Source organism: Gottfriedia solisilvae (assembly GCF_002128405.1).
Taxonomy (GTDB): Bacteria; Bacillota; Bacilli; order Bacillales; family Bacillaceae_G; genus Gottfriedia; species Gottfriedia solisilvae.
Genome location: NZ_NETJ01000002.1, coordinates 260072 through 277108, shown reverse-complemented (window position 1 = coordinate 277108; position 17037 = coordinate 260072). Strand labels below are relative to the sequence as shown.

Genomic DNA, 17037 nt, shown 5'->3' with positions numbered 1-17037 from the left:
TGTGCACAAAATTTATAAAAAATACAAATAAAACTCTTGCAAAACTATAAAAAGTGTGCATTATTTTTTTATGGTGACAAGAGCCAGAGAACTTATCAAAGTGCAATGCAAGAATGTTTCTTTAATATTTACACTAAGATTTTTCTCCTTAGCCTGTCCACCTCTGTATCAAAAAAGGGAATCGCTTAAAACTCAATTCCCTTTAACTTACTTGATTAATATTCGTCCTCACGGAAACCTAAATCTCTTAATTGAGACATTCTGTTACGCCAGTCTTTTTGAACTTTAACCCAAAGCTCAAGGAATACTTTTGTATCTAGTAAATTTTGTATGTCTAATCGAGCACGTTTGCCAACTTCTTTTAACATACTACCTTGTTTACCGATAATAATACCTTTTTGCGATGAACGTTCAACGACTATTGTAGCATTCACATAAATAGCGTTACCTTCAGGTCTTCTTTCAATTTGTTCGATAATCACGGCAATTGAATGAGGAACTTCTTCTCTAGTTAAATGTAATACTTTTTCACGAATTAACTCCGAAATAATAAATCGTTCCGGATGGTCCGTTACTTGATTTGCAGGATAATATTGAGGTCCTTCAGGAAGATATTTTTTAATAACTTCTAGTAAACGATCCACATTATTTCCTTGAAGCGCTGAAATTGGTACGATTTCTGCAAACTCATATAAATCTTTATACTTTGTAATGATGTTAAACAGTTCTTCTGGATGAATCGTATCAATTTTATTGATAACTAAAATAACTGGGCTACGTGTACCTTGTAGCTTCTCGATAATAAATTCGTCTCCTCGACCAAAACCTTCATCGGCATTCACCATAAATAAAGTTGCATCAACATCTTTTATTGATTCTTGAGCCACTTTTACCATGAAATCCCCAAGTTTATGTTTCGGCTTATGAATACCTGGTGTATCAATAAAGACAATTTGTGCATCATCTTCTGTGTACACACCTTGAATTTTATTACGAGTTGTTTGAGGCTTATCACTCATTATAGCAATTTTTTGACCAATCACTCGATTAAGGAACGTACTTTTCCCTACATTTGGTCTTCCTATAATTGAAACAAAGCCTGATTTATAACTTTCTTTATTCATTTAAATCCTCCGGTGTAAATGCTCCTGGCAATAATTCTTTTACTGTAGTTTCTTGGACTACTCCATTTAAGTTTGATAAATAAACAACTGTGTCTGGTTTACACAGTTCAAATAATACTTGGCGACACGCACCACATGGTGGAACTGGTCCTTTCGTATCTGCAACGACAGCCACTGCTGAAAATTCAGTAATACCATCTGAGTACGCTTTAAATAACGCAGTTCGTTCAGCACAATTTGTAAGTCCATAAGAAGCATTTTCTACATTACATCCATGAATGACTTGACCATCCTTTGTAAGTAATGCCGCTCCTACTTGAAATTTTGAATATGGTACATAAGCTTTTTCTCTAGCTTTTATAGCTTCATTAATTAATGATTGTTTATCCATGTAAAATAGCCTCCTCATATCGAGAGAATTACGAAAATCAGTGTTATTACCGTAGTATAGTAAAATAAGGAAGAAATAGCAAAAATCCTATTATGACAGAAACAATTGCAGCAACCAAAACAGCACCCGCAGCTACATCTTTCGCTTTTTTTGCCAATGGATGAATTTCTGGAGATGCTAAATCGACGACAGCTTCAACTGCAGAATTTACAAGTTCTAGCGAAATGACAATTGTGATGATAATCAATAAAACCATCCAATCATTCCGGCTAAAATGAAAATATGAAGCCAAAGCAATCACAATTAATGTTGCACATAAGTGAATTTTAATGTTTCTTTCCTCTTTAATCACACGAATAATACCATTTATTGCATATCCAAAGGAGTTCAGTAATGAAGCTCTCTTATAGTCTCTCAAGCCCATATTTTTCTAAAATTTCCTTTTGTTTAGTAAACATAATTTTTTCATCAGCTTCATTCATATGATCATAACCAAGTAAATGTAAGCAACCATGTACAGCTAAGAAGCCTAACTCACGTCTAAATGAGTGTCCGTACTCCTCTGCTTGTCTTTTTGTTGTAGGAATAGAGATCACAATATCCCCAAGTGTTCTAGGCAAGTCAACACCGACTATTTCAATTTCACCTTCACCTAGCTCTTCCATAGGGAATGAAATCACATCTGTTGCACGATCTTTTTCGCGATATTCTTTATTGATTTCGTGAATTCTTTCATCGTCAACAAACGAGATTGAGACTTCTACCTCACCACTTAATCCTTCAAATTCAAGGGCACATTCAATAAGACCTTTTAAATCTTCTTGTTGCTCGTCTGTTACTTCATTCGTTTCATCTATAAAGTCTATTTCTAATTGAACCATTTTTTTCACCTTATCTTTCATCTGGATACTGTATTCTAGAATGGAAGGTACCTTGTAATGTTTCACATAATGATTTTTCAATGATATGTAATTCTTTTAGATTCAATTCACACATTGCAAATTGCCCGTCATTTAAACGATCATTCATTATGGCAGAAACAAGCTCTTCAATTTTTTCCATATCTGGATCCTTCAAAGAACGTACTGCTGCTTCAACACTGTCAGCAATACCAACAATGGCAGATTCTTTCGTGTGAGCTTTAGGACCTGGATAACGGAAATCAATTTCTTTAACTTCAGGATTAACTTCTTTTTCCTTGTAGTAAAAATACTTTAATAAAGTTGTACCATGATGTTCAGCTGCAATATCAATTATATCTTTTGGCAAATTATATTTTTTTAGTATTTTTACTCCATCACTTACATGACGAAAAATAATATCTTTACTTTGTAAAGGTTTAATCCGGTCATGCGGGTTATGACCACCCATTTGATTTTCAATAAAGAAGCCTGAATTATTCGTCTTACCAATATCATGATAATACGATCCTACCCTAGCTAATAAGCCATTTGCTCCAATAGCTTCACATGCGGCTTCTGCCAGATTCGCAACCATAATACTATGATGATATGTTCCTGGTGCTTCTAATAAGATTTTACGTAATAATGGATGATTCGGACTACCTAACTCAACTAACTTAAATGACGAAACCATACCAAAAGAATCCTCTACAAATGGAAGAATTCCCATTGTGATCACACTAGATAAGATCCCAGAAATTAATCCCATTAATAAGTAAATGCCAATTTCCACTGAAGAATATTGTCCATTTCGAATTAACATCAGTGCCGATAAAGTTGCGATATTAACTAACGAGATAAGCACACCGGCATGGATAATCATCGAACGTTTATTTCGTTCTTCATTTAAAAATAAAACGGCAATTGAGCTAAATAATATGTAAATTCCCGTTGAATAATTAATTGCACCATTTACCTCTTCATTAAACATGATACTTCCACAAATTGAGAAGATAATCGCCGTCACCATTAAATAGCGATTCCCTAATAAGAATTTAATTAACAAAGTACCGATTGCAACTGGTGCAACGTATACAAGACCTGAAAACTCAATTTTTTGGAACAAACTTACAATTTTCAATATTAAAAGTGTAAAAATGACGATACCAAAGTAAGCGACGATATAGTTATTATCATTCTCTTTTAAAGACTCTGTTTGTTTTAACACAAAGTAAAGCAAGACACCTATTAATAAAATTAAACCAACATATGGCTGAACAGACTGATTGTTTTTAATCAGTCCGACTAGTTTCAATTGATCATATTTTTCTTTTGTAATCGTTTCTCCAACTTTTACAAGAACCTGCCCTTGAAGAATATAGACACTATCAACAGCTTCGCTTTCTAGTCGTTTGCGTTCTTTTGTTACGTCTGCATCAAAAAAATAGTTTGGAACAATTGCAAATTCCCCTATATTGATCATCGCATCTTTTAAACCAGGATTAACGCTAACATATGATAATTCTGTTCTAAGATTTGCTCGTGCTTCTTCAATTTGATTTGTTGTAATTTCATCGGACATAACATTATTGATAGCCGTATTTAAAGAAGCCTTTGCGATATTTAATTGTTCAGTTGATGACTTCAATAAAGAACTGATTAAATCGTCTTCAAAATTTTTACGAATATCATCTGGAAGCTTTTCTTTCACTTGATTAATCTCTTTTTTGATTAACGCTTGTCCATTGATAGATTGACTACTTTTAACATTTTCGTTCGTTACTTCTTCTACAATATCAAAAATAGAATTAACAATATCGATCCGATTTTGGGTGTAATTTTCTTCATATTTATATACATCTTCAACTCTTGCTGCAGCTTCTTGACGTTTTTTATATGTAGCAACCTTATCTTCAATTGTAATCGGAGAATAGATTGTTTGGTCTGAAATTGATAATAGCTCAACATCGTATTTTATTGGTCTAACATGACTAATTAGAAGAAGAAAACTCGTTAAACCTAAAGTTATGATACAAAATAATATGACAAGTGATTGATTCTTAAATCGTTGGAGTAAAGCTTGCAAATTATTCATCATTTCCCCCTTACTAGTACTGCACCTTCGATAAAACACGAAATGACCCTATCACTTTGTAGGGTCACTACGATTTATTCTTTTGCTACGTCATAAGCTTGAATAATCTTTTGAACGAGTGGGTGACGGACTACGTCTGTCTGCTCTAGTATTGTCATTCCAATACCTTCGACACCTTTTAGCGTATGTTGAGCAGAGATTAAACCAGATTTAACTCCTTTTGGTAAATCAATTTGAGAAGGGTCACCTGTAATAACCATTTTAGAGCCAAATCCTAGACGAGTTAAAAACATTTTCATTTGAGCCATCGTCGTATTTTGAGCTTCATCTAAAATGACAAATGCATCTTCTAATGTTCTTCCCCTCATATATGCAAGAGGTGCTATTTCAATCGTACCTCTTTCAATTAAACGGACCGTGTGTTCTTGACCGAGTACATCGTGTAATGCATCGTACAATGGTCTTAAGTATGGATCAACTTTTTCCTTCAAATCACCTGGTAAAAATCCTAAGCTTTCACCAGCTTCAACAGCTGGTCTCGTTAGAATAATTTTACTCACTTTGTTATTTTTTAATGCTTGAACAGCCATTACAACTGCAAGATATGTTTTACCTGTTCCAGCAGGACCTATACCAAATACTAAATCATTTGATTGAATAGCGCGAAGATAATGTCTTTGTCCAAAGGTTTTTACTCGAATAGCTTTCCCTTTAGAATTTTTAATAATTTCTTCGTCATATAATCTTGCAAATGATGCTAACTTTCCTTCTTTAGCCATTTGAATCGAGTAAGTAACATCTCTTGATGTAATACTCACACCATTCCTGATAACCTCTAATAACGCTTGAATAATTTGTTCAACAGTTCCTACGTCTTCACTAGCTCCAGATACTTGTACAGATTGACCACGCGTGACAATATTCACATCAAGCATATTTTCAATAATTTGTAGGTGCTTATCATTTGTGCCAAATAAGGCAATCGCTTCGTTTGGATCTTCTATTTGTTGATTTATCGTTAGTAGTTGTTCTGGCATTACTCAGTCCCCTTGAACAATAGTTTTCGTTTTCGTAATATCTTCTAAAACTTTATAATATATTCTTAAATTAACTTTACCATTGTCTAATGACTCGTGCAAAACTTTTTCTTGTAAAATTTTGGCATCCTGACTTAACTTATCCATTAAATCATTTCTACCTGTTTGTTTTCCGACATTAATTGCTTCAGCCTTTGTGTATGTTCTTACAATATCTTCACTTTCATGGATTGTTTTTTTCGTAAAATAAATTGGTAATTTCCACTTTAGGAATTTAAATTGATACTTATTGTCTTCAGTTTGAAAAGCTTTAAACTTATTTTTATCAAAACCCCAGAATTTTATTTTACTTTGGCTTGTTCCGATATAATATCTTTTCTTTTTTTCTCCTGTCAGTACAGTAAATTTTGTATTTAAAGGGATGCTGACAATTTCTTCTCTCCAAACTTCCCCAATTACTTTTCCAACTGCTGGAACGATAATCGGGTGATCTTCAGTACCAATGATGCCTGAAACTAATACTTGGCCCCTTTTTACATAATCATTCGTAGTAACTAAAGGTTTTCCTTTTTCGACGAACATACTCGTAATAACTGCTTCTTCTTTCGCTACGATATGTCTTGGTCTTATTTTTCGATCAGGCTTTGGTAAATGCTTTTCTACAACTTCAAAATGAAAGGTAGTCCCTTTTAATTGAACACCAATCCAAGTGATTGACGGATTATCATCCTGTAATTTTTTTTGTATTGTTTGAAGCTTTGGTAATGAAAATTGTGACACACCAGTTTTGACACCAAGTGAATGTAAGTCTTTACGCAGCTTATATTCAATTTCAGGTGAGGCACCCTTCACGTCGATTCTCCAAACCATATTAGATAATAAAAATAATACGACGAGAAAGCCTACTAAACCAATGACAAATCCGAAATGCTTCCAAGCTCGTCTAATCTCAAAAGGCAGACCTTGTCTTCCTATAAAATAAACCTTGTATTCTTTTTTTCGAGGAATATTTCTGATCCGCTTATAATCCTTTAAATCAATCGTAAAGGAAATCGAATTTGGTCCATTTTTTTTCACATTTTTTAATGGTATTCCTTTTCGCATACACTCATTTAAAAATCGTTCAGGTCCAAGTCCCATTACTTTTACTTGAACCATCCCTGTAAGATTTGCTGTCCACTGATTTTTCATGATTATCCCCCATGTTCAATTTACTGATCATGGTGTAAGTTCTAGTTGTTATTCATTAATAAAATAAACGTGCTCTATTTCGCCTTCTAATAAAATTTCTTCTGGTAACATTGTTTTCAATACAAAATCCTTCCCTTTAATGAGAAGCTGACCTTGCTTCATCAGTAAACGAAGTTCCTTGTCTGAATAAACTAATAAACCTCTATGATTTTCAATATAAATATGTAATTGGCCCAACATTGTAATACGTGGTAACTCAAGGAGTACATCTGGTGGTAAGTCCATCTTACTTGACATCCAGTTTTTAATATTGTGCGCTAATCTTTTCAAGATAGACTCCTCCCCCTTTCATATCATATTTATGATTAAATTAGAGAACGTATGATACAAAAAGGGAAATGGCGGATGAATTTGTTCGGAAGTACTTTAAAAGCATTCGTATATAAGGGAAATTTATCAATGTGGTTGGAAATTTATATTAGATTTCGACTTAGTATGTGGTTTCAGTAAACGAGCATATGAACGAGGAATACATCTTTTGGGGGCAAAAAAAATAAACGTCTATAAATAGACGTTTATTTTAACAGACTAGCTACAGCTTTATTCACAGAAGAGCCATCAGCTTGTCCTTTAACTTTAGGCATAACTGCACTCATTACTTTCCCCATGTCAGCTTTTGATGTAGCACCAACTTCTGAAATTGTTGCACGCACGATTTCAAGAAGTTCGTCTTCAGATAATTGTTGAGGCAAGTATTCTTCTAGAATCAGTAATTCTTGCTTTAATTTATCCACAAGGTCATCACGACCAGCTTTTTCGAATTCCAGGAGGGAGTCTTTACGTTGTTTCACTTCACGAGTTAAAATTGTTAACTCTTGATCAGCTGACAATGTTACATTATTCCCTAAGCTAATCACTTCATTTTGCAATGATGCTTTCACCATACGGATAACATTTAACTTGTCTTTATTTTTTTCCTTCATCGCTTGTTTCATATCTGAATTCAAACGTTCGAGAAGACTCATAGTAACACCCTCTCTTAGAATTTACGTTTTCTTGCTGCCTCTGATTTTTTCTTACGTTTTACACTTGGCTTTTCATAAAATTCGCGTTTTCTTGCTTCTTGAAGCGTACCAGTTTTAGAAACTGAACGTTTAAAACGACGAAGAGCATCTTCTAAAGATTCGTTTTTACGAACGACTGTTTTAGACATCTTACTTTTCCCTCCCTCCAAGCTACCACTTACAATCAATAAAAACACTGCAAAAAAGAACACTTTTCTACATGTCTTTTACGATTATAATACATAAAGCATTGTTAGGTCAACAGGTAAATGTCAAGTTTGGACCTTAACACACCTATAATAACTGGTGCTTTTTAATAACCTTCTGTAGCAACATTTCCTTGAGCAATTGTGACCCCATTACTCGTACCAATTCGTGTTGCTCCTGCTTTAACCATTTCATTCACACTAGCTATATCTCGTACACCACCTGAAGCTTTAACACCAATATCTGGTCCAACTGTTTTTCTCATTAATGCTACATCTTCTACTGTTGCACCGCCTGTTGAAAATCCAGTTGAAGTTTTTACGAAATCCGCACCAGCTTTTACAGATAATTTTGAAGCTAGCTCCTTTTCCTCATCAGTTAGTAAACTTGTCTCGATGATTACTTTGACAATTGCTTTACCTTTAGCTGCACCGACGACAGCTGCAACATCTTGTTCTACCAATTCTGTATCCTTATCTTTTAGGGCACCAATATTGATCACCATATCTACTTCGTCTGCACCATTTTCAATTGCATTTTGCGTTTCGAATGCTTTGACTTCTTTTGTATTTGCACCTAAAGGAAAGCCAATTACAGTACATACTTTTACATCTGTTCCTATTAACAACGATGCACAAAGTTTTACCCAAGTTGGATTAACGCAAACTGATGCAAAATGATGCTCTTTCGCTTCAGCACATAACTTTTCAATTTGAGATTTAGTTGTCTCTGCCTTTAATACCGTGTGGTCAATCAATTTAGAAATATTTGTTGTCATAATGAATACCCCTTATCTTTAGAAATTTGAATACATTTATATGAATAGAAATTAATTTTGAATCAAGAAGTGCAGTTTTAGTATTCGTAATTCCATTGTAAATATGTGAGTTGAACCTTGATCTCATAAAAAAAGAAACTCAGGAGCATCAACCTAAATTGATGCGTTTGAATTTCTCTCAATCGTTATATTACCTTCCTTAACCTTAAGTATCATAAAGAAAGAAACAATGATAAAGAAACCACCATATAAAAACATAAATTTAAAACCAATCATATCAAGTAGCGCTCCTAATAGTGGTGGTGAGACGATATTTGCAATTGAAGCAAATAAATAATATAAGCCAGTATATGTGCCAATAAAGCCTACAGGTGCCATCTCAGCTAAAAATGGATATGAATTAATATTCACCATTGCCCAAAAGCATCCCATCACAAAGAAAACGATCCGAATCGCAGTGATATCTTTCAAGAAAAACAAAACGCCAAATCCAACAATTATGCCGATAATACCAATGATTATGCTTTTCTTCTTTCCAATTTTAGTACCAATAAAGCCCGCTGGAATCGCAAATATTAAAAAGGCTAAAGAGATAAACGCAAAAGAAAATGATGCAGCACTTACCTTTATTCCTAAATAAACTTCTCCATAACGAGTAAAGAATGTTTCAATACCATTAAATCCTATAAACCAGCTGAGGATTGCAAGTAAGAGGAATAATGCATTTTTATTGGCTATTGCCGATTTAAAACCTTCTTTTAAATTCACTTTTTCTTCTGCTTCTTCATAATTGATGACGTCTCTTTTTTCTTTTATAAAATGAAACAAAATGATAAAACTAATGAGCATAAGGGAACCTGCTAAATAAAAAGGAAAGCCCTCATTCATATCCCATAATATTGAGCCAATAAAAAAAGCAATGAGCGCTCCAATTCCACCCATAAAGTTAATAATACTATTTGCTTTGCTTCGGTGTTCAGTTCTTGTTAAATCTGGCATAAGTGCAATAACCGGGGAACGAAAAACACTCATGCTCAAATTCATAAATACAACAAAAAATACTAGTAACATTAGGGACTGGTGGAAAGGGATTAATAAGGTAAAAAGTGCTGCTAGTGGCATACCGATCATTAAAAATGGCATTCGTCTTCCAAACCGAGTGTTTAGACGATCACTGTAAACTCCAACTGCCGGTTGTAGAAATAACGCAAAGTAATTATCAAATGTCATGATAAAACCAATTAATGCTGAAGATCCGATATAGTCACTTAATATCTTCGGCATAAAGGCATTATAAACAGACCATGTTAAACTAATTGCAAAAAATCCAAATCCAAGTAACAAGATTTTCCGGTAATTTAAGTTATTCATTTACATCTCCTAATTTTAGAATAACCTTCACTATATCGATTAGGTTCTAGGCTAAATTTAAAACTCCACTTCATTCCCCTTACTAATATGTATAGTGATTACATAGTCCAATTATTTACATTTTTTGATATTTATCATAAGTTTAATAATTCGTTAATGTTCTTTTTAAAACCCGCTCTTAAATACTTACGTTGTAAAAGAAGAATGTTGCTTTCCGCTGCAGATGCTCGCTTTCCATGGGGCGTGAGTTGAGCCTCCTCGACGAATTCGCGTCTGTGGGGTCTCAACTTTCCCGCATTTCCCATAGGAGTCGAGCACCTTCCGCTTCAATCAACTTCTTGTGGAACTTTCTATTTTATAGAGCAGGTAAACAATTATCAGTTTGAATATTGTATATTCTCAAGTGCGTGGGCTTATTATGCCTACCTTTTTTCCCTTGTAAGGTCTCATCTTTCTCGTATTTCCGAAAGTAGTTGAGCATCTTTCGCTTCAATCAACTTCTTGTAAAAAACTTTCTATTTTATAGGGCAGGTAAACAATTATCAGTTGAATAAATTACTTCTCATGTACATGTGTTTATTATGCCTACCTTTTTTCTCTTGTTAGGTCTCAACTTTCCCGCATTTCCCATAGGAGTCGAGCATCTTCCGCTACAATCAACTTCTTGTGAGACTTTCTTTTTTTTGAGACAGATTAACATTATCAATTTAATAATTGTAAAACAATTCTTAAAGATACTTTTAGTAGTTATTAAAGACGGAGAACAATAATTATTTAAAACAAGAAAAAACAAAGAATAGAAATCCTCCATTACCGCAAGTAGGATTTGGCCATTCTCCCATTTCCTAAATTAGTAGAGCACCTAGTTTCAATCCACAAACATCCCATTAAAAATAGACAAATAAAAAAACGCCATTTAAGGCGTTTTTACTACATTCTTTCTTCTAATGATTTTGCAGTTGCGCTTGTTTTTACTTCTTTTTCATCTTTTAGTGTTCCAAATAATCCATCAAAAATAGGAGTTGATACACCGTACCAATAGTTTTCATTTTTAAAATGATGTAATATGTGAAGCTTTTTAATGTGACGACCTAATTTTGTTTTTGGTTTGATTGGTCGATGTGCGACATAGTGTTTCCATTCGTAAACAAGTAACATCAATACTAAGCCTGCTCCAAAAGCAGATGTTAAGGTAAGATTTTGTGTGATTAGATAGAAAATGATACATAGAGCACCTAAGTTAGGGATGCTATACCAAATAGGTAAGAATAATAGCTTTAAATCCTCTGGGTACGTATGATGATCATAATGTATGCGCTTTAAAAATTTTAGGAATAATTGGTTTTTAGGTACTTTTAAATGAAATAAAAATCTGTGGGTTACATACTCACTAAACATAAAGAATACTAAACCTGCAATAAAGATTAGTAAAACAGCCCATGAAAAGTGAAAACCAACACTATAAATAAATCCAATTGCAAAAATGATGCCCATTACTAAAATATCAAAGTGTAGAAAAAAATCTTGATATAATCCTTTACTCTTCATTTCTTACCCCCCATGTTTTTTACTCTTTTATAAAACAGACTTTAAAGGTGTTATTTATCAACATAATATTCAATATCATAACAACAAATTCCTTTCTACATCATACCCTTTGCTTGCAAAAAATGATATTTATATAAAATTGAATAATCAATTGTTCAGAGAAGATAATAATAAATAGAACAAAATATGAATGTAAGGGAGATCGTGATGGAAAAAAGGAGATATTATGTTTCAGTACAAGCTAGAACAATGGTTCCAAACCAAGGTGATGCACCATATGAACTTGAAATAGATGCAACTGAAGATGAAGCAGAAAGACTGGGCAGGATTTTTGATGAAATTGATAAATACGATGAAGCTTTAGGCGTACAAACGGCATTTATTGCGCCGATCACTGATATGAATCACGAAAACAAGAATGGCTATGATTATTTTCTAAAACAGGCATACCAATTAATTTATGATTTAGGGTCAGAAGAAACGAGAGAACATATACATAGTATGCATATTTTATGATAAAAAAGAAGAAAGCCTATATAAATTAGGCTATCTTCTTTTTTTTATCAATTAAACATCAATTACTTTCGTTTTCGCAATTATATCGTGAATTGTTTTTTTATTTTGTCTAAAAATTAGCAATGGATCAATAAAAGCGATAAGGTTGATAATTTTTGAAATGATTGGCAAAGTTATTTGACCAAAAAATAAAAAAACTGATCTTAATAACATCGTAACCAAATCAACTTCTTCATCTGTATCTTTTACAACTGCAATTTTTATCCAACGTTTCCCAAGTGTCTGCCCCTTCCATACAAATGTAGGAATAATGACATTAAATATCAAAATGCTCAATATCGAGATTATGAAAAACTTTACATTAAATGTGTTATCGATAAATTCAGATGTTGAAATACCTGTTAAAAATGCCATTAGAATGAAGAATAAAAAAGTTATAAAAGCATCAATCAATACGGCTAAAAGTCTGCTAGACCGACTTGCTAAGTATAAATCAGTATCCATTATAATCCTCCTTTAGAATTACCATATTCTTAAAATAATCTATATATCTCGTAAAAGAAACAAAAATGTTAAATTGCGCCGAGTTGACTCAGTAAATGCCCTTTATAAAACGAACAGTGGAAATCAACATTCTATTTTTATCCAGAGCCAAAAACAGAAAAGCACACCACAAATTATATAGTGGTGTACCATCTATAAATGTAACAGAGAAAATATTATTCAGTTAAAATTATTATTTAAGGTGCATCAGTCAATGTCCAATTAATTGTTGTAGTATATAATTCTGCATAAACCTCCGTAGGATTTATTTTCAATAAAACCCCTTTATTAGCCTCCCAATTAATAGGGATAATAGATTCTGTCCCAGTAATATACTCAAATACTTTTAAAGGCGTTTTACTTAATGGAGTTGTATTTCCTTCATCAACATAAACTAGTGCCTCTAACAATTTATGCGATGAATTACTCGTAGACGTTAACGGGGTGTCAATTGTAGCTGTAATATGCCATCCTCTACCAGGGAGTTCGTCATACACAGACATTTCCCAATTGGAATCATCCCTTTGGATGATTGTTTCCTTTGAAGGAATTGTTGTAGTCTGGAAATTAATTGAATCAGGGACTTGTTTAAAATATAAAAATCCAATGGTATTTTGTAACACTTTTCCATTAAAATCAGAACTAGCATTACCAATCGTTACATAATTACTCCATGTTAATTGATTGTCTCCAGGTGTACTCCAAATAAGGTTGCCATTTTCATATGTCCCTGTTCCTTGTAACCAAACAATTGGTGGTGTACTCCCATTCGAATTTGAAATAGTGATTAATGTTGGGACTCTGATTGTTCCTTGCTCTAATTGGATTGATTGATTTACTAGATTTAAATGGGTTAATTGATTTAACCCATTTAAAGGACTCAAATCAGAGATATGATTATGATCTATTCTTAAATTGGTTAAATTCGTTAACCCAGCCAATGGACTTAGATCGCTAATTTGATTTGTTGAGAAATTAATATCTTTAATTTTAGTTAAACATTGCATACCACTTAAGTCTTGAATGGATTTATTTGTTGCTGTTAAGTCTTGAACAGATTCCAATTCTTCCTTTGATACGTAATCCGTTATTTGCTTACCTAATTTCGCTGCTATCGCCTGAGATAGATTTATATCAGGAAAAATTTGTTGTATTTGTTTCACCATTTTTACACTAGGATTGAAGGAAACAATTCTCATATCCTTATGTTTCTTTAGTTCACTAGTAGATTCAAGGCCAAAGGCTAATCCAACCGTTATTCCAGTACCTATAAATGTAAAATTTACAGTACCAGTTTGTCCGTCCTTAGTAAGTGGAATAGATCCCTTTTTTAATGATAATTGGTTAGAATTGAACAATTCGTATAAAAAATTTTGATACTCATCACCAGTTGCATCATATAATCCGAAATTATACGGGATAGATACAGCGTAAACTTCACCAATTAAAGTATCGAATTTAATACCTGCAGCCAATGCCATCTTATTTATGAGAATTGTATCGTAAATCCCTAATGCAAAAAGTCTGTTATCAGCATACATTAACCGATGAGTTTCACCTGAAAAACGAGGCCATTCCGTGCCATTAATTTGCAATTGAGTCCTCCCATTAAATACAGTCTCCTTCAAATCACTAGCAAACGCTATATTTGAAAAAGTAGTACTCGTCCCACTTTTAATTTGTGTAACTGGCTTCACCAATTCTTCTCCTAATGGGCAAACTTCTAATGTACTAGCTTTTATCTCATTAGGGTTTGACTGAGCTATTATTTGTGAAGGTAATAAATTGGTTGATAAAATGACCATAGCACAGACAATTATATTTAATGAGACACGTGAGGACTTTGGATATATTAACGTTTTATGTATTATTTTTTTCAATTTCCACCTTCTCCTTAAAAATCATAAGCTATTTATCTTGAACTCTATCACTTTTCATTCTTACTTTTTTAGCAATGATAAATAGTAAAACAAGTAAGAGTAACATTCCTCCACCTATATACCACCATAAGTAACTTTTATTTAATTCAAGTGCTTTCTCATTTAAGTTATTTGCTACTTTTCCAATTGTGAAGTCTTCATCCCATTCCCAGATTTGGGTTCCGATAATTGCCTTCATTTTCAAACGATATGTTCCAGGTTTTAGAGGATCATTTTTCAAATCAATCGGATATTCAAAATTTGAGTTTGGGGCCATGTTCAAATCTTTTTTATCTGAACTGTATATATGTTTAGTTGATCCCTTTTTATATATTTTTGCTGTTACATCCATGTTTTCAACAATTACTGCTTCGCTATTTTGAATATTTGCAACAACTGCTGTTCGATAATTAATTAACTTCGGTTTTATATATTTTAAATGTAAATCTGGATAAACATCTTTTGCTGTTTCAGTCAATTTTATTCCTACTACATATGCATATTGATTTTTTATTTCGACGCCTGATGTTGAGTTTTCATTCGTCTCTTTTAACTTCTTTTTAAAATGAGCCGCTCCTAAAATTACCCCATCATATTTTTGCTTTGGCATTGAAATGTTGATTGGAACAATCTTAGACTTACCAGCGGGGATCACAATCTCCTTATTTTCTGTTTTAGCAATTTCTGTTAAAGGAAATTGTAAGCTTTCATCTTTTCGTTTGGTGTCAACTTCTGAATAATCTATTAATCCATTTCTATTTGTAGTAGCAAAAGCAACATCCATTTCAATGGTTTCCTCTTGGGAACTACTATTAAATACTTCAATCTTAACTACTTGTTTTTGTCCAGGTTTCATTTTTAAATCAAAATACGATTTCAGTGGATCAATTTGATTTTTTGGAATGATCGCCCGAACCGAAAAACCAACATCACTCTCGGACGCATTCACTGAGAATGGGATGATTGTGAATGCAATTACTATGACGGAGAAAATTAATATATATTTTTGTAACTTTAAGTTCATATACTTCTGCTCTCCTCGATGAATTTGTTCAATACTTGTAAAAAAATCTTACATATTAAAAAAGCTCGAAGAATAATAGCCTTATTTTCAAAGTACTGATTCTTCGAGCCCAACCTGTTATCAAACTAATTAAATATTAAATCTAATAATTATTGTCCAGGAGCATCAGTGAGTGTCCAAGTAACAGTTGCTTCATGATTACCAACTGAAGCAGCACCTGCTGGAACCGTTAACGTAACATTATTATTAAGAGAATTCTCGTCATTAGGTGTTTCTCCAAACCATTTTGTTAACCAAGTAAACATACCAGTACCTGGCTTAGCAGATACTACTTTAGAAGAAGCCGTACCATCTGCATTTAATGTTACAGTTTGCTCTGGAGTTGGTGCTACAGATACATCTGGTGTTATGACTGCTCCATTTTTAAATGTTAACACTGCACCTGGCAATGAAGCTGTAGTACCACCATCCGTTGAAAAAGTACTTGCTTTTGCAGATACTGTCCACCCAGCATCTGTTCCACGAAAATCACTAACTTGGATAAATGGTTTTTTCGATTTTGAAGAATACACTTCCGTTGAGCTAGAGATTTGTTGAGAGCCAAAGTCTACTGAAGATACATAATCTAATGTTAATGGTCCAGTATTACCAGTGGATGGATCTGTTGGATTATTGGGATCGGTAGGGTTAAGTGGGTTTGTTGGATTTTCAGGATCTACTGGTGTACTTGGTCCAGTTCCTGATAAAAATGTAATTGAAGCATCTGAATTGGCTACAGAAGGTACCCCATCAGTTGCTGCTAAAATTGAATGAGAGGCTCCAACTACGGTTGTAATCCCCAATACACTTCCTATTGCGATTTTTGCAAATTTCATAATACTAATCTTTCCTTTCCAATTTTTAATTTTTAGTTAATTTTTATTAAAGAACAACTAACATCCACAACTAGTAATAAAATATTTTTATCTTATGTAATCATTGGACTAGTTGTCTTAACAACTTAACTTATAGTAAATATTACAAAAAATTCACAAATTTGTCTGTGGAAAATTTGTGAATTTTTTCACTAACTTTACTATATAATGATAATAAATATATTAAGATTAAATTTATTTACATAAATTTGTATAGTTTATGAAACCTTAAATTATTAATAAATTAGCCTATTATCCTTATAAATCCCAAAAAAATGATGATAAATTTAATTTAATAAAAGTATTAAGAACTTTTATTCATTTTTTACTTTTTTTGTAATTTTGCTCTAACATCTATACTTAAAATAAAAAAGAAGTTTACTCTTTTGTTTAGTAAACTTCTTTTTACGTTT

At 32.9% G+C, this 17037-nt stretch carries 18 protein-coding genes; 1 reads left to right on the top strand and 17 read right to left on the bottom strand.

All coding sequences use genetic code 11. The features are described from left to right. Positions 1-215 precede the first annotated feature (215 nt). From era to CAB05_RS05695, 13 genes are all read right to left on the bottom strand, one after another. Positions 216-1124 (bottom strand): GTPase Era, encoded by a 909-nt coding sequence (era, locus tag CAB05_RS05755; protein ID WP_087998877.1) that lies wholly within the window; start codon positions 1122-1124, stop codon positions 216-218. After that, positions 1117-1515, bottom strand: a complete 399-nt coding sequence (locus CAB05_RS05750) for a cytidine deaminase (RefSeq protein ID WP_087998876.1) — start codon at positions 1513-1515, stop codon at positions 1117-1119. The genes era and CAB05_RS05750 overlap by 8 nt, the downstream gene beginning before the upstream one ends. A 46-nt stretch (positions 1516-1561) precedes the next feature. Further along, the gene (locus tag CAB05_RS05745; protein WP_087998875.1) at positions 1562-1939 is read right to left on the bottom strand and encodes a diacylglycerol kinase family protein; all 378 of its coding nucleotides are present in this window, start codon (positions 1937-1939) and stop codon (positions 1562-1564) included. After that, a complete protein-coding gene (gene ybeY / locus CAB05_RS05740; protein WP_407920420.1) occupies positions 1920-2417 on the bottom strand; it encodes an rRNA maturation RNase YbeY in 498 nt (165 codons plus the stop codon). The genes CAB05_RS05745 and ybeY overlap by 20 nt, the downstream gene beginning before the upstream one ends. Continuing rightward, a complete protein-coding gene (locus CAB05_RS05735) occupies positions 2407-4512 on the bottom strand; it encodes an HD family phosphohydrolase (protein WP_087998873.1) in 2106 nt (701 codons plus the stop codon). The genes ybeY and CAB05_RS05735 overlap by 11 nt, the downstream gene beginning before the upstream one ends. A 74-nt stretch (positions 4513-4586) precedes the next feature. Then, positions 4587-5549, bottom strand: coding sequence for a PhoH family protein (locus tag CAB05_RS05730; protein WP_087998872.1), 963 nt, complete (start codon positions 5547-5549; stop codon positions 4587-4589). A 3-nt stretch (positions 5550-5552) separates the two neighbouring features. Next, positions 5553-6740, bottom strand: coding sequence for a sporulation protein YqfD (gene yqfD, locus CAB05_RS05725; protein ID WP_087998871.1), 1188 nt, complete (start codon positions 6738-6740; stop codon positions 5553-5555). A 48-nt stretch (positions 6741-6788) separates the two neighbouring features. After that, positions 6789-7037: a sporulation protein YqfC gene (yqfC, locus tag CAB05_RS05720; protein ID WP_087999544.1), complete on the bottom strand. Its 249-nt coding sequence runs from the start codon at positions 7035-7037 to the stop codon at positions 6789-6791. Positions 7038-7315: 278 nt separating this feature from the next. Further along, entirely contained in the window at positions 7316-7765 is a 450-nt protein-coding gene (locus tag CAB05_RS05715) for a GatB/YqeY domain-containing protein (protein WP_087998870.1), read from the bottom strand. Positions 7766-7779: 14 nt separating this feature from the next. Beyond that, positions 7780-7953 (bottom strand): 30S ribosomal protein S21, encoded by a 174-nt coding sequence (gene rpsU, locus CAB05_RS05710; protein ID WP_003152957.1) that lies wholly within the window; start codon positions 7951-7953, stop codon positions 7780-7782. 164 nt (positions 7954-8117) lie between these two features. Next, on the bottom strand, positions 8118-8789 hold the full coding sequence (deoC, locus tag CAB05_RS05705; RefSeq protein WP_087998869.1) for a deoxyribose-phosphate aldolase: 672 nt from the start codon (positions 8787-8789) through the stop codon (positions 8118-8120). A gap of 153 nt (positions 8790-8942) precedes the next feature. Continuing rightward, positions 8943-10160, bottom strand: a complete 1218-nt coding sequence (locus tag CAB05_RS05700) for an MFS transporter (RefSeq protein ID WP_087998868.1) — start codon at positions 10158-10160, stop codon at positions 8943-8945. 930 nt (positions 10161-11090) lie between these two features. Continuing rightward, on the bottom strand, positions 11091-11708 hold the full coding sequence (locus tag CAB05_RS05695) for a sterol desaturase family protein (RefSeq protein ID WP_087998867.1): 618 nt from the start codon (positions 11706-11708) through the stop codon (positions 11091-11093). Positions 11709-11915: 207 nt separating this feature from the next. On the opposite strand from CAB05_RS05695, the gene CAB05_RS05690 reads away from it, so the two are divergent. Continuing rightward, positions 11916-12224 (top strand): hypothetical protein, encoded by a 309-nt coding sequence (locus CAB05_RS05690; RefSeq protein ID WP_087998866.1) that lies wholly within the window; start codon positions 11916-11918, stop codon positions 12222-12224. 51 nt (positions 12225-12275) lie between these two features. On the opposite strand, the gene CAB05_RS05685 is transcribed toward CAB05_RS05690, so the two are convergent. The 4 genes from CAB05_RS05685 to CAB05_RS05670 all read right to left on the bottom strand — a co-directional run bounded on the left by CAB05_RS05685 (position 12276) and on the right by CAB05_RS05670 (position 16585). Continuing rightward, positions 12276-12728 (bottom strand): RDD family protein, encoded by a 453-nt coding sequence (locus CAB05_RS05685; protein ID WP_087998865.1) that lies wholly within the window; start codon positions 12726-12728, stop codon positions 12276-12278. Between the two features lie 236 nt (positions 12729-12964). Then, positions 12965-14647 (bottom strand): internalin N-terminal domain-containing protein, encoded by a 1683-nt coding sequence (locus CAB05_RS05680; RefSeq protein ID WP_087998864.1) that lies wholly within the window; start codon positions 14645-14647, stop codon positions 12965-12967. Between the two features lie 28 nt (positions 14648-14675). Further along, positions 14676-15710 carry a WxLIP family cell surface protein gene (locus CAB05_RS05675; RefSeq protein ID WP_087998863.1) on the bottom strand — a complete coding sequence of 345 codons (1035 nt, stop codon included), beginning with the start codon at positions 15708-15710 and terminating at the stop codon, positions 14676-14678. Between the two features lie 149 nt (positions 15711-15859). Beyond that, the gene (locus CAB05_RS05670; protein ID WP_087998862.1) at positions 15860-16585 is read right to left on the bottom strand and encodes a WxL domain-containing protein; all 726 of its coding nucleotides are present in this window, start codon (positions 16583-16585) and stop codon (positions 15860-15862) included. Positions 16586-17037: the final 452 nt, after the last annotated feature.